The organism is Trichococcus sp., from assembly GCF_049684335.1.
Classification (GTDB): domain Bacteria; phylum Bacillota; class Bacilli; order Lactobacillales; family Aerococcaceae; genus Trichococcus.
Genome location: NZ_JBAVFV010000009.1, coordinates 1 through 18,988, shown reverse-complemented (window position 1 = coordinate 18,988; position 18,988 = coordinate 1). Strand labels below are relative to the sequence as shown.

Annotated in this window: 20 protein-coding genes; 17 read left to right on the top strand and 3 right to left on the bottom strand. The window is 46.6% G+C overall.

Annotated features, from left to right (window positions below):
- Nucleotides 1-163: 163 nt before the first annotated feature.
- The 13 genes from WBM30_RS01695 (at nt 164) to WBM30_RS01635 (ending at nt 13,343) form a co-directional block, all read left to right on the top strand.
- Complete coding sequence (locus WBM30_RS01695; RefSeq protein WP_424899069.1) at nt 164-2,440, top strand: glycoside hydrolase family 65 protein; 2,277 nt, start codon at nt 164-166, stop codon at nt 2,438-2,440.
- A gap of 23 nt (nt 2,441-2,463) precedes the next feature.
- Nucleotides 2,464-3,129 carry a beta-phosphoglucomutase gene (pgmB, locus tag WBM30_RS01690; RefSeq protein ID WP_424899068.1) on the top strand — a complete coding sequence of 222 codons (666 nt, stop codon included), beginning with the start codon at nt 2,464-2,466 and terminating at the stop codon, nt 3,127-3,129.
- 1 nt (nt 3,130) lies between these two features.
- A complete protein-coding gene (locus WBM30_RS01685; protein ID WP_424899067.1) occupies nt 3,131-4,150 on the top strand; it encodes an aldose epimerase family protein in 1,020 nt (339 codons plus the stop codon).
- Nucleotides 4,151-4,186: 36 nt separating this feature from the next.
- The gene (locus tag WBM30_RS01680; RefSeq protein WP_424899066.1) at nt 4,187-5,203 is read left to right on the top strand and encodes a LacI family DNA-binding transcriptional regulator; all 1,017 of its coding nucleotides are present in this window, start codon (nt 4,187-4,189) and stop codon (nt 5,201-5,203) included.
- A 188-nt stretch (nt 5,204-5,391) separates the two neighbouring features.
- The gene (locus WBM30_RS01675; protein WP_424899065.1) at nt 5,392-6,348 is read left to right on the top strand and encodes a sugar ABC transporter substrate-binding protein; all 957 of its coding nucleotides are present in this window, start codon (nt 5,392-5,394) and stop codon (nt 6,346-6,348) included.
- Between the two features lie 308 nt (nt 6,349-6,656).
- Nucleotides 6,657-7,646: a sensor histidine kinase gene (locus WBM30_RS01670; RefSeq protein ID WP_424899064.1), complete on the top strand. Its 990-nt coding sequence runs from the start codon at nt 6,657-6,659 to the stop codon at nt 7,644-7,646.
- The gene (locus WBM30_RS01665) at nt 7,639-8,319 is read left to right on the top strand and encodes a response regulator (protein ID WP_424899063.1); all 681 of its coding nucleotides are present in this window, start codon (nt 7,639-7,641) and stop codon (nt 8,317-8,319) included. The genes WBM30_RS01670 and WBM30_RS01665 overlap by 8 nt, the downstream gene beginning before the upstream one ends.
- Entirely contained in the window at nt 8,306-9,604 is a 1,299-nt protein-coding gene (locus tag WBM30_RS01660) for an ABC transporter substrate-binding protein (RefSeq protein WP_424899062.1), read from the top strand. Before WBM30_RS01665 ends, WBM30_RS01660 begins: the two co-directional genes overlap by 14 nt.
- Before the next feature lie 408 nt (nt 9,605-10,012).
- The gene (locus WBM30_RS01655) at nt 10,013-10,438 is read left to right on the top strand and encodes a PTS sugar transporter subunit IIA (RefSeq protein ID WP_424899061.1); all 426 of its coding nucleotides are present in this window, start codon (nt 10,013-10,015) and stop codon (nt 10,436-10,438) included.
- 13 nt (nt 10,439-10,451) lie between these two features.
- Nucleotides 10,452-10,946: a PTS system mannose/fructose/N-acetylgalactosamine-transporter subunit IIB gene (locus tag WBM30_RS01650; RefSeq protein ID WP_424899059.1), complete on the top strand. Its 495-nt coding sequence runs from the start codon at nt 10,452-10,454 to the stop codon at nt 10,944-10,946.
- Nucleotides 10,947-10,970: 24 nt separating this feature from the next.
- Complete coding sequence (locus WBM30_RS01645; protein WP_424899058.1) at nt 10,971-11,804, top strand: PTS mannose/fructose/sorbose/N-acetylgalactosamine transporter subunit IIC; 834 nt, start codon at nt 10,971-10,973, stop codon at nt 11,802-11,804.
- Between the two features lies 1 nt (nt 11,805).
- Entirely contained in the window at nt 11,806-12,642 is an 837-nt protein-coding gene (locus tag WBM30_RS01640; RefSeq protein WP_424899057.1) for a PTS system mannose/fructose/sorbose family transporter subunit IID, read from the top strand.
- Between the two features lie 332 nt (nt 12,643-12,974).
- The gene (locus WBM30_RS01635; RefSeq protein WP_424899056.1) at nt 12,975-13,343 is read left to right on the top strand and encodes a YccF domain-containing protein; all 369 of its coding nucleotides are present in this window, start codon (nt 12,975-12,977) and stop codon (nt 13,341-13,343) included.
- Nucleotides 13,344-13,474: 131 nt separating this feature from the next.
- Here WBM30_RS01635 and WBM30_RS01630 read toward each other — a convergent pair whose 3' ends face one another.
- Nucleotides 13,475-14,344: an SDR family oxidoreductase gene (locus WBM30_RS01630; protein WP_424899055.1), complete on the bottom strand. Its 870-nt coding sequence runs from the start codon at nt 14,342-14,344 to the stop codon at nt 13,475-13,477.
- A gap of 136 nt (nt 14,345-14,480) precedes the next feature.
- Here WBM30_RS01630 and WBM30_RS01625 point away from each other — a divergent pair, with 136 nt between their 5' ends.
- The 3 genes from WBM30_RS01625 to WBM30_RS01615 all read left to right on the top strand — a co-directional run bounded on the left by WBM30_RS01625 (nt 14,481) and on the right by WBM30_RS01615 (nt 16,239).
- Entirely contained in the window at nt 14,481-14,825 is a 345-nt protein-coding gene (locus WBM30_RS01625; RefSeq protein ID WP_424899054.1) for a winged helix-turn-helix transcriptional regulator, read from the top strand.
- Between the two features lie 456 nt (nt 14,826-15,281).
- The gene (gene pgmB, locus WBM30_RS01620) at nt 15,282-15,968 is read left to right on the top strand and encodes a beta-phosphoglucomutase (protein WP_424899053.1); all 687 of its coding nucleotides are present in this window, start codon (nt 15,282-15,284) and stop codon (nt 15,966-15,968) included.
- 112 nt (nt 15,969-16,080) lie between these two features.
- A complete protein-coding gene (locus WBM30_RS01615; RefSeq protein WP_424899052.1) occupies nt 16,081-16,239 on the top strand; it encodes a hypothetical protein in 159 nt (52 codons plus the stop codon).
- A 265-nt stretch (nt 16,240-16,504) separates the two neighbouring features.
- On the opposite strand, the gene WBM30_RS01610 is transcribed toward WBM30_RS01615, so the two are convergent.
- The gene (locus WBM30_RS01610; RefSeq protein ID WP_424899051.1) at nt 16,505-17,074 is read right to left on the bottom strand and encodes a histidine phosphatase family protein; all 570 of its coding nucleotides are present in this window, start codon (nt 17,072-17,074) and stop codon (nt 16,505-16,507) included.
- Between the two features lie 408 nt (nt 17,075-17,482).
- Between WBM30_RS01610 and WBM30_RS01605 the strand changes: the two genes are divergently transcribed.
- Nucleotides 17,483-18,706 (top strand): MFS transporter, encoded by a 1,224-nt coding sequence (locus WBM30_RS01605; protein ID WP_424899050.1) that lies wholly within the window; start codon nt 17,483-17,485, stop codon nt 18,704-18,706.
- 157 nt (nt 18,707-18,863) lie between these two features.
- Here the strand turns inward: WBM30_RS01605 and WBM30_RS01600 are convergent.
- The coding region (locus WBM30_RS01600) for an IS3 family transposase (protein ID WP_424899096.1) at nt 18,864-18,988 on the bottom strand (125 nt) is incomplete at its 5' end.

The window sequence follows — 18,988 nt, the reverse complement described above, 5'->3', positions numbered from 1 at the left end:
TTTCAGAATAAATTGGTTTTTCCAACAGATATCCAGCGAATAGATGAAGGAAAAGGTTCCCAGTCCGTTAAATAATCCGGCAAAAATAATAATGCAACTTTTGCATTGACAATGCAACCGATTGCACTTAAACTAAGGGGGAAGAACAAATAAGGGGGAAGCAATGATGACACAACAAATTTTTGAGATCGATCCATGGAAAGTGACAACCAAACAATTAGATAAAGAAAACCGCCGCCTGCAGGAAAGTTTGACCAGCCTCGGCAACGGCTATATGGGCATGCGCGGAAACTTCGAGGAAGCCTACTCAGGCGATCATCATCAAGGCACCTATGTGGCAGGCGTCTGGTATCCAGACAAAACGCGCGTCGGTTGGTGGAAAAATGGTTATCCGGAATATTTCGGAAAAGTGATCAATGCGATGAATTTCCTTTATATGCATATCTTTGTGGACGGGGAAGAAGTCGATTTGCATAAGGACGAAACGAAAGACTTTGCCTTGACGTTGGATATGGAAAAAGGCCGTCTGGAACGGTTCTTTACGGTAGTGAAGAACGGCAAAGAAGTCACTGTCCATTTCACACGCTTCCTGAGCATCGACATTAAGGAACTTTGCGCCATCAAAGTGGAAATCACAGCTTCAGAAAATGCCAATATCCGCATCGAAAGCGCTCTGGACGGGAATGTCCAAAACGAGGATGCCAACTATGATGAAATGTTCTGGGAATGGGTTGAACAGACTGACGATACGTTGGTCGTCGAAACGATCCCGAACAACTTCGGCATCGAACGTTTCAGCGTAGCTGCCACGATGCACCACAAAGCGACAGGCTTCAATCCAAAAGGCAACAACAGCAAGGAATTGTTCGTCTCCCAAGTATTCGAAGGGGAAGCTGGAAACGGCCAAGTCCTTTCATTAGAGAAATACGTGACGCTGACAACGAGCCGCGATCATGCGAAGGACCAACTTGCAGCAACTGCTGAAGAAATCTATGCAACAAAAGTATCCGGCCAAAGTTTCGAAGCGTTGGAAGCAAAACAAGCGAATCTGTGGGCCAAACGTTGGGAACTGGCGGATGTCGAAATCGGCGGCGACGACGAAGCGCAACAAGGCATCCGTTTCAACCTGTTCCAACTGTTCTCCACTTATTATGGAGAAGATGAACGCTTGAACATCGGACCGAAAGGCTTCACCGGCGAGAAATACGGCGGCGCTACTTACTGGGATACGGAAGCTTACGGCGTGCCGTTCTACTTGGCGGTCACCGAGCCGGAAGTCACCCGCAACCTGTTGAAATACCGCCACAATCAATTGCCGGGAGCTTTCCACAATGCCGCGCAACAAGGATTGAAGGGCGCATTGTATCCGATGGTGACCTTCACCGGCGTGGAATGCCACAATGAATGGGAAATCACGTTTGAGGAAATCCACCGTAACGGTGCGATCCCTTACGCAATCTACAATTACACAGCCTATACAGGTGATGAAAGCTATTTGGCCGAAGAAGGGCTAGAAGTGCTCAGTGCCGTCAGCCGTTTCTGGGCGGACCGTGTACACTTCTCGCAGAACAAGCAGTGCTACATGATCCATGGCGTAACTGGGCCGAACGAGTACGAAAACAACATCAACAACAACTGGTACACAAATCGTTTGGCTGTCTGGGTGCTGCGTTATACTTTGGAAAGCCTGGAGAAATATCCTGAACGTGGAGAAGCGTTGGGCATCACCACAACTGAAAAAGAACAATGGCAGGATATCATCGACAACATGTACTTCCCGTACGATGAAGAGCGCCAAGTTTTCGTGCAGCACGACACTTTCCTTGATAAGGATTTGAAACCGGTCAGCGCGTTGGACAAGGCTGATTTGCCATTGAACCAACACTGGTCATGGGACAAGATTTTGCGTTCTTGCTTCATCAAGCAAGCGGACGTCCTGCAAGGGATCTACCTGTTCGGTGACGAATTCACGATGGAAGAAAAAGAACGCAACTTCGACTTCTACGAGCCGATGACCGTACATGAATCAAGCTTGTCGCCATGCATCCATGCCATCCTTGCGGCCGAACTGAGCAAAGAAGAAAAAGCTGTCGATCTTTACCGACGCACCGCGCGCTTGGATTTGGACAACTACAACAACGATACCGAAGACGGCTTGCACATCACATCGATGACCGGCAGCTGGTTGACGATCGCGGAAGGTTTCGCCGGCATGCGCGCCAAAGACGGTCTTCGTTTTGCGCCGTTCTTGCCGAAAGACTGGACTCACTACCAATTCCACATCAACTACCGCGGTCGCTTGATCCTGATCGCAGTGAACGAAGAAACCGTCAGCTTGACCTTGGTGAAGGGCGAAGCGTTACCTGTCCGCATCTACGACGAAGAGCTACAGCTGAAAGATGAAATCAAAGTCGCACTGAAAAAGACCGTGTCCGTATGAGCGACATTAAAGGAGAGAAAGAAATGTTGAGAGCAGTATTGTTTGATTTGGACGGCGTCATCACCGACACCGCCAAGTTCCATTTTTTGGCCTGGCGTAACCTCGGAGCGGAGTTGGGGATCACCGTCGACGAAGCCTTCAATGAAGAACTGAAGGGCGTCAGCCGGATGGATTCGCTGGAGCGCATCCTCGCATACGGTGGATTGGCTGACAAGTATTCTTTGGCTGAAAAAGAAGCTTTCTGCACAAAGAAAAATGACCATTATCTAGAATTGATCCAGGAAATGACACCGGCTGATATCCTGCCAGGGATCCTGCTGTTGTTGGAAGAATTGCGCGAAGCAGGTCTGAAGACAATCATCACCTCAGCCAGCAAGAACGCGCCCGGCATCCTTGAATTACTTCAGGTGAAGGACTACTTCGACGGCATCGTCGATCCGGCATCAGTGGCAGCCGGAAAACCGGCTCCGGACATCTTCTTGGCCGGAGCGGAGCTTGCAGGCGTGCAACCAGCCGAGTGCATCGGTGTGGAAGATGCCGCTTCAGGCGTGGATGCCATCAAAGCAGCGAATATCACCGCGGTCGCGATCGGTGATGCATCTGTGTTGGGACATGCCGACCGCGTGTTGGCGGACACGAGCGACTTGTCGCTTGCCATCCTGCGCGATACGTGGGAGATGGCGATTTAAGATGGGCAGCATAACGATCCGCGAATGGGGCAGCATCGGAACGGAAAAAGTCCTGCGCATCACCTTGATGCAGCCGAACGGCATGTCCGTCAGCTGCAGCAACTACGGTGCCCGGCTGATCTGTTTGTTGGTCCCGGACCGGGAAGGCCAGAGCGAAAATGTTGTGCTGGGCTTGGCTGATGCCGAAGCCTACGGAAACGACCGGGCTTCCTTCGGCGCCACCGTCGGACCGGTCGCCGGCCGCATTGCTGGAGGCAGATGGGGCGCAGTGCAGTTGGAGCGGAACGCCGGCGAAAACCATATCCACGGCGGCAGCCGGGGTTGGGGCCAACAATTTTGGGACTTCACGACCAAAGAGACTGCAGAAGCGATAACCGTCACTTTCTCGTTGGAATCAACTCCGGAAAAGGTCGGCTATCCCGGCCAACTTCAGGCAAAAGTGAGTTATTCTTTGGATGCGGAAGGGTGCCTGACAATCAAGATGGAAGGGATCAGCCGGGACACTGAAGAAACGCTGTTCAATCCGACCAGCCATATCTATTTCAACTTGAGCGGCGATGCCAAACGCCCGATTACCGATCATACTTTGCGGATGGCCTGCGAAGAAGTACTGGATTTGGATGCCGACAAGCTTCCCGTTGGTACGAAACAAGCGGTGGAGGGGACGGCTTTCGATTTTCGCAAAGCGACTTTTATCGGTGACGCCATCCGCAAACGGCCAGAAGGGTTCGATGATGTTTTCCTGATGCAGTCGGATCGACAGCCGCAGCTGATACTCCATGATGAGGAGAGCGGCCGCCAACTTGAACTGTCCAGCAATCGCAGCAGCATTGTGCTTTTTTCGACGACAGACATGAACGAACCGTACTTTGTGAACGGCCGTCCAATGCGGAGTCAGCTGGGCTTGGCGATCGAAGCGCAGGAAGTGCCGGATGCCATCCACCATCCGGATTGGGACAATATCGTCCTGGCGCCAAATACTTTGGCGGCAAGGGTTCAAAATTACACTTTTAAATGGTAATCTAGAGATACAAAAATGAACCTGAGGAAAATGCCTATGACCGTTACGATAAAAGATGTCGCCAGAGAAGCAGGTGTCGCGACTTCAACCGTTTCACGCACGTTGAAGGACAGTCCGCTGATCAGCGAAAATACAAAAGTGAAAGTGCGCCATGCGATGCAGAAACTGGGTTACACGCCCAACTTCGCCGCCCAGAACCTGGCCAACAAGTCCACCCAGACAATCGGTGTGATTCTGCCGGTGGCGACAATGGGGAACCCTGCGCAGAACCCGTTGTTCTTGGAGATGATCCAGGAAATCGGCGTCGTCTGCAATGAACAGAAATACATGATTTCCCTGGCTACCGGTAAAACGATGGCGGAGCTGAAGGATAGCGTACGCCTGATGCATCAGCGCAAACTGGTCGATGGCTTTATCCTGTTGTATTCGGAGGCGAATGACCCAATCCGCAAGTTCCTGCACGAAGGGAAGATCCCCTATGCTTTGCTGGGGAAACCGGATGTCTATGAGAACGAAACGATCTATATCGACAACGATAACCGCCTTTCCGGCAAAACGGCGACGGACTGCCTGATCCAACACGGACACGAACGGATTGGCTTCGTCGGATTGACGCCTTCGCAAACGGTCGACAAGGAACGTTACAAGGGCTATTCCGATGCCTTGCGCGACGCCGAACTGACCGTCCATCCGTCACTCTACTTCGAAACGCCGGATGACTTCATGGCTTTCCAAGAGTTCCTCGAAGAAACCAAACCGACCGGACTTGTCGTCGGCGATGACCGCCTGGCCTTGCGGGTCCTACAGTATCTACAGCTGGATAAGTACAAAGTGCCGGACGACATTTCTCTCGTCAGCTTCAACAATTCCGTCTTTGCGACTCTGTCCCACCCATTCCTGACGACCATTGATATCCACGTCCAGGAACTGGCCAGACAAGCCGCCGCCCTCCTGATCCGCCATCTCCAAGAACCGAGCGCCCTGCTGCCGAAGATGATCGTGCCGCATGAAGTGATCGAACGGGAGACGGTTATGCGAGTGCGGGGGGAGTAATTCCTCAATAGGAAAATTCAGTAAAACAGCAAGCCCCTAATTTCCGATATCCGATCGGAGACTTGGGGCTTGCTGTTTTCGTTTTGCAGTCAGGATTTTCAGAAAGCGTCTGCATAAATTAATTACTTTTGTCAATTTACATACGTGACAAAAGTATATAGACTGTGAGGTGGGAGAGTGAGGATTTGATGAGAAATGTAAGCAAAATGATGGTTATAATTGTCTCTGTTTGTGTCATCGCGGTTTCATCCATCTATTATAATTATAAATTCGTCAGATACGACAGTGACAAAATTATTTTTGGTGCTACTTATATGACCATGAATAATAGCTTTTACAAGGCCATAACGGATGAAATAGAGAAACAAATCAATGGTCGTGGCGATATCTTGTATACCCGGGATCCGGCTTTGGATGTCGATAAACAAAACGAACAAATCAATGACTTGATCGAGATGGGGATTGATGTATTGATCATCAACCCGGTTGATTATTCCAAAGTGAATGATTCTTTGAAAAAAGCCAAAGCAAAAGGCATCAAGATTATCGTCATTGATGCGCAGCTGGATGATGTCACCATTGCGGACACCACTGTTTTATCCAATAATTATGATGCTGGCGTGCAGTGTGCCAAGGATATGATGCGCAATCTGGCTTCAGCAAAGATTGTGCTTTTAAAACACAGCGCTGCGTTGTCGTCTGTTGACCGGATCAACGGTTTTCTGGATACGATCAAAGATAATGACAATTATACGGTTGTTGCAAGCGAAGAATGCTTAGGCCAAACGGAAGTCGCGATGCCCGTAATGATGGAAATCATTGATAAAAAAATTGATTTCGATGTTGTCATGGCTTTAAATGACCCAAGCGCATTGGGTGCTTTGGCGGCAATAAAAGATAAACAAATCAATCATGAAGTACTGGTCTATGGCGTGGATGGTTCACCGGATATGAAGAAACTATTGATTGATAGTGATGAAGTCCAGGGAACTGCAGCACAATCGCCTACTACAATGGGAGCAAAAGCTATTGAAGCAGCCTATGAAATTGTTGATGATGAACCATACGAAAAGTCGATTGTTGTGCCTGTTACCTTAATAACCAAGGACAACATCAGTGAATATGATATTTCGGGGTGGCAATAATGAAAAATTTAGGAACGAAGCATATAGCTTATATTCATAATTCCTTATTGCTACTGAATTTTATTATCGTATTGTTTAATGCTTCCATCTTTTTGCTTTCGACAAAATATTTGCAGTCCCATGGGTATGCCTCTGCTTTTTTGGAAAACCTGTCTTATGTCCCTCCGGCTCCGGAAAAGACTTTTTTTGGGGCGATCCTGTTGTTTTTGGTATTGCTGGCGAGCATGTATTTCCGCACGAAAGACAGTTATATCGTTTATTGGTTGATATATCTGGAAATTATCGTAATGATAACGTTGATAATCGTTTTGAACGGCAGTTACAATGGCATCGTGTTATTGGTGTTTGCTGATATTTTGTATAATACAAAAAACATTAAATATTGGCCGGCACTGTTGGTCATCAGCTTTGGCCTGCTGATCATCTCTGATTATGCCATTCTTTCGCTCATTGTCAGAATGCCCTCGATTGAAACCTATATTAATTTTTATCCCAGTGGAGCCAGAACCTTGATATTGTTCTTCAGAAACATCCTTGCTTCGCTGAATATCGTTGGCTTTATATCTTTTCTGGCGACTTCTTTATTTGTTCAACAAAGGGAAAAACAACGTGTCGGAGAACAATTGGCGATGGTCTCACGCGTAAATGTCGAATTGAAGAACTATGCCAATTTGACTGAAAAAATCGGTGAAGATAATGAACGGAAAAGAATTTCCCGAGAAATACACGATACGCTGGGCCATGCTTTAACCGGAATATCGGCGGGTGTAGATGCCTGCATTGCGATAATTGATATCGATCCAGATAAAACGAAAAAGCAATTGCTGCTGGTTAGTGAAGTTGTCAGGGTGGGCATTAAAGATGTGCGGCGTTCCTTATATAAATTGCGCCCGGGCGTTTTGGAAGACAGCACCTTAAAAGATGGACTGACCAAAATGATTGCCGAATATGAAGGTGTGTCCAATCTGAAAATAGATTTGCATTACAAATGGGATAATGTTGATATTGAGAATACCAAAGAAGATATCATTTTCAGGATGATCCAGGAATCCATCACCAATTCTTTGCGGCACGGGCACGCCACGGAGATCGAAATAAATATGTTCGTCTACGATGATGAATATGTCATCATCATTCAAGATAATGGCACGGGTTGTGAAAGCATCAAATGTGGTTATGGGTTAAAGCAGATGTGTGAACGCGTATCGATTTTAAATGGTACGGTCAGATTTTCTGGCGAGAACGGTTTTAGAACTGCCATAGAAATACCGATCGAAAGGGGAATAAATTATGATTAAAGTAATGATTGCCGATGATCAAGAGTTGATAAGACAATCCCTGGAAATTGTTTTATCGACCAAACCGGGTATTGAAGTTGTCTCTACCGTAGCTGATGGGTTTGAAGTGCTGGAAAGCATCAAAAAATGCCGTCCGGACCTTATTTTGATGGACATCCGGATGCCAAAAATGGATGGCGTATACTGCACGAAGATGGTCAAGGAACAATATCCTGACATTAAAATCATTATCCTGACTACTTTTGATGACAATGAATTTGTGTTCAGTGCATTAAAATATGGAGCCAGCGGGTATTTGTTGAAAGGAGTCAGCATGGACGGTTTACACCAAGCCATTTTGACCGTCGTTAATGGGGGTGCGATGATCAACCCGGATATCGCCTCTAAAGTATTCAAAAAATTCTCTCAAATGGCAACCAGCAATTATGCGATCCAAGTGGATGATAAAAATGTTGCGGATATCTCAAACCGTGAAATGAAGGTCATTCAACAAGTGGGGTTCGGCCTGTCCAATAAGGAAATATCGCAAAAGTTATTCTTATCGGAGGGGACGGTTCGCAATTATCTCAGCACCATTTTGTCCAAATTGGATTTAAGGGATCGGACACAACTGGCTATTTGGGCAGTCCAAACGGGTCAAACCACAAAAGACTTCGGTAATGATCATGACTAAGATGAAAAAGGTATTCCTCGCTTTGATAGTCTGCAGTCTGGTGATGGTCTATCTGTTTGTCAGCTCTCACAGGGAAATCACGATTACCCTAGGGATGTTTACCGGCAGCAATTGGGATGTCTACAATGCGGAAAGCTATAAAGTAATCGATGATGCCATTGAAAAATTCGAAAAGGAACATCCTAATGTAACGATAAAATATGAGAGCGGCATTTTGAAACAAGATTATTCAGCCTGGTTAGCTTCCAATATCGCCAGCGGGGACCAACCGGATGTTTTTATGGTTCTGGCTGAAGACTTCAATAGGCTATCTTCCTTAGGGGCGCTGCTGCCGTTGAATGATCTGATTGAAAACAATGACATAAGCACTGATATATTTTATGAAAGCGCTCTTAGCTCGGGTGGTTACCAAAATACGCAATATGCCTTACCCTATGAGATCAACCCGACCATGATGTGCGTCAATCGCGATCTATTGGAAAAGGAAGGCATTGCTATACCTGAGGGCAATTGGACGATCGAAGAATTTTATCAGATATGTGCACAAGTGACGAAGGATACTGATGGTGATGGCACGATTGATCAATACGGCTCCTATGGTTTCAAATGGCAAGATGCGGTCAACGGTTACGGCATCAGCTTGTTTGATGAGGAGGGTGCATCGAGTAATCTGAATCAAAGCGATGTAAGGGAAGCCTTATCTTATGTTCAAAAACTGAAGGATTTGAATAAGGGCTATCAAGTATCGTCAGAGGACTTCGATAAAGGGAATGTCGCTTTTTGCCCGTTGACGTTTGCCCAATACCGGACCTATCAACCCTATCCTTATCGCGTCAGTAAATATTCTACTTTCAAATGGAGTTGCTTGGCGATGCCGGGGACAACCGCTAATCAAAAGACTTCCCAAATAGCCACCTCTTTGATAGCGATAAATTCCAAAACGACCCAGCAACAATTAGCTTTTGAGTTTCTTGAAACCTTAACGATTGACCAAGAAATTCAACAGGAACTATTTGAAAATTCGCAAGGGGCTTCCGCTTTAAAGAGTGTAATGGCGAGTGACAGCACGAAAGCACTGCTGGATCAGGATGCCATGAGCAATTATTCCTTAAAACAAGCTGTGTTGGATGACATTATCGAAAACGCGGTTATCGAACCGAAATTCAAAAAGTACAATAATGTCATTGAAAGATGCGATTATCTGATTACCAATGCGTTGAATGAAAATCGGATCGAGGATGAGTTGGTTGACATCGAAAAGGAAATTGACAATCAATTAAAGTAATCGGGATGACAAATGTCACGCGGAGGATGAGGTCTGTTAAGCCCGAGTAATCCGCTGTATACTGCAACACGAATAGGAGGCTTTATCAGAACCAGAACGGGATTTTCTGGCTTTGATACAGCCTCTTTTTTGTATGGGAATTAAATTTATGCGCAGAGATAGCCCGCCAAAACCCCTTTGGCGGGGCAAAACGTCCGCGGACAACACGATATTCCCCGCGAAAGCCAATTTGGCGGGGAAACGAACCGCCAGACCCGGACGCCGGACCGGACAATGCTGAGGCCAAACATTTTTTTTATTATTTCATGCCAAATGTCACATGAATGTGTTGACACTCGACACGATGCAAGCGCTTCAATGGGTGCTATTCTATAGAGGTTAATTCATATACGAGTAGGAGGAAATAATGTGAAATATGTGGTTCTGGTAAGCCACGGTGATTTTGCAACGGGCTTAAAATCATCATTGAATATGTTGGCTGGAAAACGGGATGATGTGATCGCGGTTGGATTGCCTGATGGGAAAACAGCAGATGAATTTGCTTTGATGTTCAAGGAAGGCATTCAAGCTGTGACTGGGGATGATGAAATCATCTTGCTTGCTGATATTATAGGCGGCTCACCTTTGACAACAGCATTAACTGTTTTAGCGAATGAAGGGAAGCTCGCCAATACGATCACTATCGGAGGCATGAACTTGCCGTTGGCTTTAACTGCCGTTCTGATGAAAGACAGCTCGGACAGAGAAACTTTTATCGCTACCGTAGTATCCGAAGCGAAAGCAGCTTTGCAAGAATTCAAATTAGAACAACCAGAAGAAGACGACGAAATTTAGAGGGGGAAATAAAATGACAGTATCATTTATCCGGATTGATGATCGTATGATTCATGGTCAAACATGTACGCGTTGGGCAAGAGAGTTCCCTTGTGATGGGCTAGTCGCTGTGAATGATAAAGCGGCTCAGAGTGACGTCTTAAAAGCGGCCTATAAGAGTGCCAGTGGTTTAAAAACGTTCATTTGGACCAATGAGGAATGGCAACAAAAAAATCAAAAAGTATTGGACAGCAAAGATCAATATTTCTTGATTACCAAAGATCCTTTGGACATGAAAAAGATTTTAATGGACCAAAAATTCAAACCCGGAATCGATACTATAATCGTAGGTCCGTGCAATGACCGTGAGGGCACTACTAAATTGGGAAATAACCAATCGATCACACAAGCAGAAGCAGAGGCCTTTGAAGCAATGTATCAAGCTGGTTATAAAATTAAATTTGCCTTGCTGCCTGATGTTTCAATCGGAACATGGGAAAATTTCAGAAGCAAATTTGGTTTTAAATAAAAAAACAAAAGGGGAGAAGAAATTATGACAATTAGTTGGATTCAAGCAGCTATGCTAGGGCTGTTCGCTTGCTTATCAAGTATGCCTGGTTTAGGCGGTACATCATTCGGAAATTATACATTAGGTCGTCCTTTAATCGGTGGTTTAGTTTCAGGTATTATTTTAGGAGATATCCAAACGGGTATTTTAGTCGGCGCTGCAATGCAAATCGTATACATCGCATTGGTCACTCCTGGTGGAACGGTTTCAGCTGACGTTCGGGCAGTCAGTTATATTGGTATTCCGCTTGCGATGGTAGCTTTAAAAAGCTATGGTTTGACGGCTTTTAGCGTAGAAGGTGCAGCATTGGCGACATCATTCGGTACGATGGTCGGGACTTTGGGTACCGTATTATTTTACGGAACGGCAACAGCTAACCTAGCGTGGCAACACATCGGTTGGAAAGCGGTGGAAAAAGGAGAATTCCGTAAGCTATATACAGTCAACATGGGCTTGCCTTGGATTTCCCATTTCTTCTTTTCATTTATCCCAACCTTGATCATGTGTAAATTAGGAGCTGATGTTGTAGAGGTAATCAAAACAACCTTACCAATGGATGGTTTGGCAATGAAAACCTTATTTACAGTCGGATCCTTGCTTCCTTGCGTCGGTATTGCGATTCTATTGAAACAAATCGTTACGAAAGCAGTAGACTTTATTCCCTTCTTTTTCGGCTTTACTTTGGCTGCGTCATTAGGGATCAACTTGGTTTCAGCAACAGTGGTTGCGGCTATGTTTGCATTAATCAACTATCGTATCAAACTACTGTCATTGCAAAGAATGGTTTCAGTGAGCGGCGATGAAGAGGAGGACATTTAAGATGATGGATAAGGAATTAAGCAAAAAAACATTAAATAAATCTTTCCACAATTGGTATTACGGAAACTTGACATGTTTTTCTCAAGAACATATGCAAACATTTGGCTATCTATGTTCGATGCTGCCGATTGTAGAAGAATTGTATGATAAAAAAGAAGATCAAGAAAGATCGATGAAAACCTATACTGCCTTCTTCAACACTGAACCACAAATTGGTACGGTCGTAGTCGGTATTACAGCTGGTTTGGAAGTGGCTCGTGCCAATGGGTCAGCGGATGTTGATGATGAAACGATCAATGGTTTACGAGCTGGTCTGATGGGTCCTTTGGCAGGTATCGGTGATTCCCTGATCGTTGGAACTTTGATTCCGATTCTGCTCGGTATCGCACTGGGCTTGTCCACTGATGGCTCACCGTTAGGCGCAATCTTCTACATAATCGTGTGGAACATCATTGCCTATCTTGGAATGAAATTCCTTTACTTCAAAGGATATGAATTAGGCGGTAAGGCTGTTGATTTCTTGGTAGGACCACAAGGTTTGGCACTACGTGAATCCATTACCTTATTAGGAGGAATGGTCATTGGGGCTGTTGCTGCTACTTGGGTGAGTGTTAAAACTTCGTTCATGTTGGTTGGAGCGGATGGCAATAGCCTCTTGACCCTGCAAGACAAATTCGATTCAGTATACCCGGGATTATTGACTGCTTCATTTGTAGTTGGCTGCTGGTATTTGCTTTCCAAAAAGAACATGTCACCAATCAAAGTAATGTTGATATTGGTAGTCGTTGCATTTGTCGGCGTTTTGCTTGGATTCTTCAACCCAGGATTAACTTATTAGTCCAAAGAAATAGTGTGGGGCCGTCTCTTTGCGAGGCGGCTCTTTTTTCGGAGCAGAGGGTGCCTGGTAGCCGGAGGAGCGTGGTTTGAAACGGTCGTCAACTTCGGTTAAGCATCCGCTCCCCGGAGGACAGCGGTAACTTTCGGCCCCACCTTCGACGAAGCCAGCCTTATCGGAGGACGCCGAAATGTTGGGCGAACTCCGGCGAAGCCTGCGTTCACCGGAGGACAGGCCGTGAGCAAATCGTAGACCAGGGAGAAAATTCAGCACTTAGTCTGATGTCTTTGCGTGCAGCAGGGATTATAATGTAAGGGAAAGAGAGGTTGAGGATCATGAATTTCCTAATGAATCTGATTTGGTTTGTGTTAGGTGGTTTCATCAGTTTTATTTCCTGGATCGTTATCGGAATCCTGTGGTGCCTGACCATCGTCGGGATCCCTATCGGTATGCAGTGCTTCAAGTTCGCGGTGATGGCGGCAGTGCCGTTCGGCAGGGAAATCCGCATCAGCGAAAGCGGCACATCGTTTGTGTTCAATATAATCTGGATGCTGTTGGGCGGTTTGGCATTGGCAGCCGAAGAAGTCATTATGGGCGTCATCTTCTGCATGACAATCGTAGGCATTCCGTTCGGTATGCAGCACTTCAAGCATGCCAAGTTGGCATTGATGCCGTTCGGAGCGGAAATCTATCGGATTGCTTAACAGGCAATATCATTGTTGAGTGGATTGTTGGATGAGTGTGCTACCGAAGACTCTACTATAAAAATGAGGTCCTTTATTCCCAGTCAATCACTGGGAATAAAGGACCTCATTTTTATGGTTCAATGCAATAATTATTTTTGCGTAATTCCATTTACGATTTGGGTCAAACCCTCATTGAGTGGGGTTGCTGGACGACCAAGAAGTTTTTCGAAATCATTGCTCTCAACATCCAGGGAGCCAACTCGAATGCTTTTTTGGATTTCAACAAGGATAGGGATAACGAAATCCGGCACACCAGCATCCACCATGATTTCGGCATAGGCAACGTCATCAACCTGCTGGACAGTTACTTCCTTGCCCAATACACTTCCGAGAGTTGCTGCCATTTCTTCCTGAGTCAACGCTTTGCCAGAAAGCTCGTAGATTGTGTTTTCGTGCCCGTCACCGGAAAGTACAGCAGCCGCAGCCTCTGCATATTCTTGTTGAAGTGCCCAGCCTACCTTGCCGTTTTCTGCTGATGTGACCCATGGAGCTCCTGCCAGGACACCTTGAATACTTGAAATTTCATTCTCCAAGTACCAGTTGTTACGTAAGAAGGAGTAGGGGATCCCCGTTTTCAAGATCGCTGCTTCTGTGGCCTGATGCGTTGGAGCGAATAAGTTTTTGCTTTCTTTTGCATTCGCTAAACTGGTGTATGCGATGAAACCGACGCCAGCGCGTTCTGCCGCAGCTACTGCATTGGCGTGCTGGCGAATTCTTGTTTCGTTATCCCCATCCGCAGAAACAAGCAATAAACGATCAACACCTGCAAAAGCAGCATCCAATGTTTCTGGATGATCAAAATCACCTTGTCGGACATCCACTCCACGAGCCCTTAATTCTTCCGCTTTTTCTGGGTTACGAACACTGACAGCCAGTTGACTGGCGGGGACAGTCTTCAACAGCGTTTCTACAACTTTGGTACCGAATTTCCCTGATGCTCCCGTTACTAATAATTTCATATTGCATCTCTCCAATTCTTTTGTTTACTTATTTAATGTAAACTAATAGTATAGTAATAGACAGATTTTTGGAAGTAGGCACTTTTTTATGACCTAGTCACAAAAACAGTACCATTAAGAACGGGAGGCATTTATCATGGCAAGAAGTCGGTTTGGTGAACCTGTAGGGGATCAAATAGAGGTTTGCCCCGTTACGCAAACGCAAGACATCATTGCAGGGAAATGGAAAATCATCATATTATGGAATCTAAGCGTGCAGACGAGAAGGTTTAATGAACTTCAACGGTTGTTGCCAAATATTTCAAAAGGGATATTAACAAGGCAATTGAGAGAATTGGAAGAAGACCAGATGGTTCACAGAGAAGTCTATAAAGAAGTTCCGCCAAAAGTCGAATATTCCTTAACACCTTTGGGACAAAGTTTTATTCCTATACTGCAGAGTATGGGCGAGTGGAGCAAGAAAAATTTGGTGAGTAAGTAAAACCTTGGGGTGATGGCGGCAGTGCTGCTCGGAGTGGCAATCTATCGGGTTGCTTAACATTTGCGTTCGGGATTTAACGACGATGATATTGTAAATATATTTATCGGTTTGTAGCGGGGATTGATTGTCGATGGTGAGTCTCGTGTTTTCGGATTTGCTGGAGACGGATCAGTTCCCGTTTTTTGTGTTGGATGCAAATAGATGGTATATCTTAATAGAAGCAGCTTTTTGGCATAGGGTTCGGCCGTTTGGTTAATCTGATTTATAAATGATAGCGAAATCATTTATAGATCGGATGAATGAACGAGGGAATTTGGTGGCCAGTTGGATATCTGATTGTAAAATAATTGACTGTCTAATGAGTCCGTTGACAATGCCCTATTTCTTGCGTATCCTTTGAACTAATTTTAAGCTTAAGGCAACTGAGGCAGAAATGCAGACGAAAGGGATGGGGACATGAAAGCGGTACTATTTGATTTGGATGGTGTGATTACCGATACGGCGAAATTTCATTTTTTGGCTTGGCGCGACTTGGGAGCGGAGCTGGACATTGAAGTGGATGAGGCGTTCAACGAGGAGTTGAAAGGGGTAAGCCGCATCGATTCGCTGGAGCGCATATTGGCGCAAGGCGGGGTTGCGGATAAATATTCCTCAGCCGAAAAAGATGAATTATGCGTGAAAAAGAATGCCCATTACTTGGAATTGATAAAGGAAATGACGCCGGATGATATTTTGCCGGGTATCATTCCGCTGTTGGAGGAACTGAAGGCTGCCGGCATAAAAATGATCGTGACTTCCGCAAGCAAGAATGCACCGGGAATCCTCGACCTGTTGCAGGTGCGTCCTTACTTTGACGGCATCGTCGATCCGGCGACAGTTAAGGCTGGCAAACCGGCTCCAGATATTTTTCTGGCGGGCGCTCAGCTTGCGGGTGCCGACCCGGCTGACTGTGTAGGGGTCGAAGATGCGGCTTCAGGCGTTGAAGCCATCAAAGCTGCCGGTATCGTGGCGGTTGGGGTTGGCGATGAACAGGTTTTGGCGCTGGCGGACCGCGTGCTGCCGAGCACGGCTGATTTGTCCCTTGCTGTTTTGCAGGAAGCATGGGCGGAAAGCTGCACGGCTTCCAAAGGTTCCTTCATATAAAAACTGAGCGAAGTCGGCTTTTCCGTCGAAACATTCAATTCCGGACAATTGGACTTCCTTGAAATATTTAAGTAGGGAGTGGACGATCTGAAAGCAAAAGTGGATCTGCTTGATGGCTGCCGATTCACCGATGATCCGGACTTACATCAACGGTTATTCAGTGAATGGCACAGTGAACGAGATCCTCGTGGAAAAATTGATCGGCAAGTCCGAGTTTCAAGGCAAGAGCCCGGTCGATCCGTTCTGCGGTGTCTGGGGTACGAACTTATAAGGAGGCAAGCCCCGAAAAGATGAATAACAGTGAGATATTCATGCTTTCAGAGCACCAGGGCCCGAAAAAGATGAATAATAAAAAGTTATTCATCTTTCTAGGCCAACACGGACTGAAAAAGATGAATAACAGAAAGATATTCATCTTTCTGCACTCTTCGGCAATTATTTCATTGTGGAAAATGCACAAAAAGTTAAGGGAAGCCTCCTTATTTTGAGGCTTCCCTTAACTTTTTTCATTTATCCAGATTTGTTTTCAAGAAACTTTAGAACCCATGCCGTTCGACTTCCAACAGCGCGAATGTTTTCGCCTCCGGATCGTATTCGTACTTGAAGACGCAGCAGTTGGTGATACCATCCTTCACCACTTCATTCGGATCCTGCCAAGCACGCAGGAAGTGGATGCAGGCGCCAGCGTGCGAGACCGCCAAAACGTTTTGGTGGTCGTCCTGTTCCATGATTTCGGTGCAGGTCCGGACCATCCGTTCCATTACCTGATCACCGGATTCTCCACCGTACTGCAAGAAAAAAGTGCTTTTGTCTTTGGGATTCAGGTCTTCGCTCTCGCCTTCGAAGGTGCCGAAATGCATTTCCTTCAGGCCTTTCAGGCGTTGGTAAGGCATCAGTTCGTTCGTCACGATCTCCAATGTATCGCAAGCGCGCTCGGCTGTGGAGCTGTAGGCATGGTCAAAATCGATATCATCAAAGTAGGCACTGGCGATTCCGGCTTGTTGGATGCCGAGCTCCGTCAAAGGCGAATCGCATGCCCCCTGGATTTTTCTGCGGACATTGAAAAGGGTCTGGCCATGGCGCATCAAGTACAACGTTTTTTTCATGTGGGGTCCTCCTGGGATGTGAAGCGTATGCATATCAATTATACTACTTGCTTCGGGGGGCAAGTCAACAGGGAGTGTTTACGCATACCCTCCGCTCTCTCGTGTAAGGCTGAGGTGATACGCAGCAAGGGTTTTCTCCTCCGGCGAACGGAGGCCACGCCGGAGGACGGCCCACAATATAAGCCTGTGCACCGATGAGGACTGGCTCGCAGGAGAAGCGACCGTAAGATACCGTTGTCCTCCGGTGTGGGAATCCTCGCCGGAGGAACGCACCGATTCCGCGTCGCTCGCCGCAATTATTTCCGCGAAAAGTCTTGACCTGGAGTTCACTTCAGGTGTTATGCTTAGCCTAAAAAGTTAGCGATTATAATGCTAAGACGTGCTTTGTCGCGGAAAGGCGGTATCGATTTGAAAAAAGACCTGCTATTGAAAATGTCCATCCTCTCGGCTTCGTTGATCGTGGTGTCGGGAGGGGCCATCGCTGCCAATATCCCGGCCATGGCGAAAACATTCGCGGATGTTCCGCTCCAAACCGTAGAGATGCTGTCGACCATTCCATCCCTGTTCATCATTATTTCGGTATTGTTGAGCAATCTCTTCGCGCGTTATTTGGGCTACAAACGCACGATCCTGATCGGAATCGTCATCGTTCTCGTCTCCGGCATCATTCCGGCGCTGATCGACAATTTTTGGATCATTCTCATATCGCGTGCGCTCTTCGGCTTCGGCGTAGGCATGTTCAATTCGCTCCTTATCGCAATCATCAGCCATTTTTACGAAGGTGACGAAAGGGCGGCCATGATCGGTTACCAGAGTGCCTTCGAAGGGCTGAGCGGTATGTTTATGACTTTCACCGTCGGACAGCTGCTGAAGGTGCATTGGCAAACATCCTTTTGGGTCTATCTGATTGCGCTGCCCGTCTTCATCCTGTTCCTACTGTTCGTCCCGAATGTCGCTTATGACGAAATCGGGAAGGAAAAAGCAGCGGACGGGGGAATGAAAGCATCGGCCGTCCCAAAAAACAGTGAGTCCGCTCTCGGCAAACGGGACTTCCTTGGGTATATCGTGTTGCTGGTAATAGCCGTCATCATCTACATGTCCATCGCTGTGAAAGGCACGACTTTGATGACCACGCTGGGATACGGCGATGCGACGGACGGCAGCAACATCCTGGCGCTGATCGGGGTGGGGGCCATGTCAGCTGGTTTTCTTTTCGGGAAGGTGTACCGGATCACACGGACCTATACGCTGCCGATTTCATTCTCCGTCATGAGCATCGGCATGTTTTTGATTGCGACATCGAACAGTGTCCTGCAGACAAGCATCGGTGCGGTCATCTGTGGCTTTTCCTTCAGGACGTTCCTCCCTTATCTTCTCAATAAAGTCAGCACGTCCTCTGCCGGCAATGCGGCTTACCGGACTTCACTCATTCTGGTCGGGTTCAATATTGGGGCAGCCTTCTCCCCATATGGCATCGTGGTATTGGAGCGTCTGTTCCAGGTAACCTCGGTGCGCGGTATCTTCTATATAGAAGCGGCAATCCTGCTTGGGTTGGCGGTTTTCCGGTTCGTGATGACATTAAGGGAACCACGGAGAGATGCGCAAGTAGCTGCGGCGGAATATAAAGAATAAATGCAGGTCTATATGCAAAAAACGAGGCTGCCTTTTTATCGAGGCAGCCTTTGCTGTAGTCGAAATTCTCGAATCAACCCGACCTATTCGACAATCCGATGTGGGTTGAGGTGCAAATTGTCGAATGGGTGGCGACCCCCAAAAGTTAGAGTTTTTATTATGCAGCCGTTTGGCTGGCTTGGATTCGGTATTGGACTGGGCTGAGAACAGCTAATTTTTCTTTTGATCGAACATGGTTATACCAATGGATATAGACCTCTATCCGTGAGCGGAGTTCTTCAT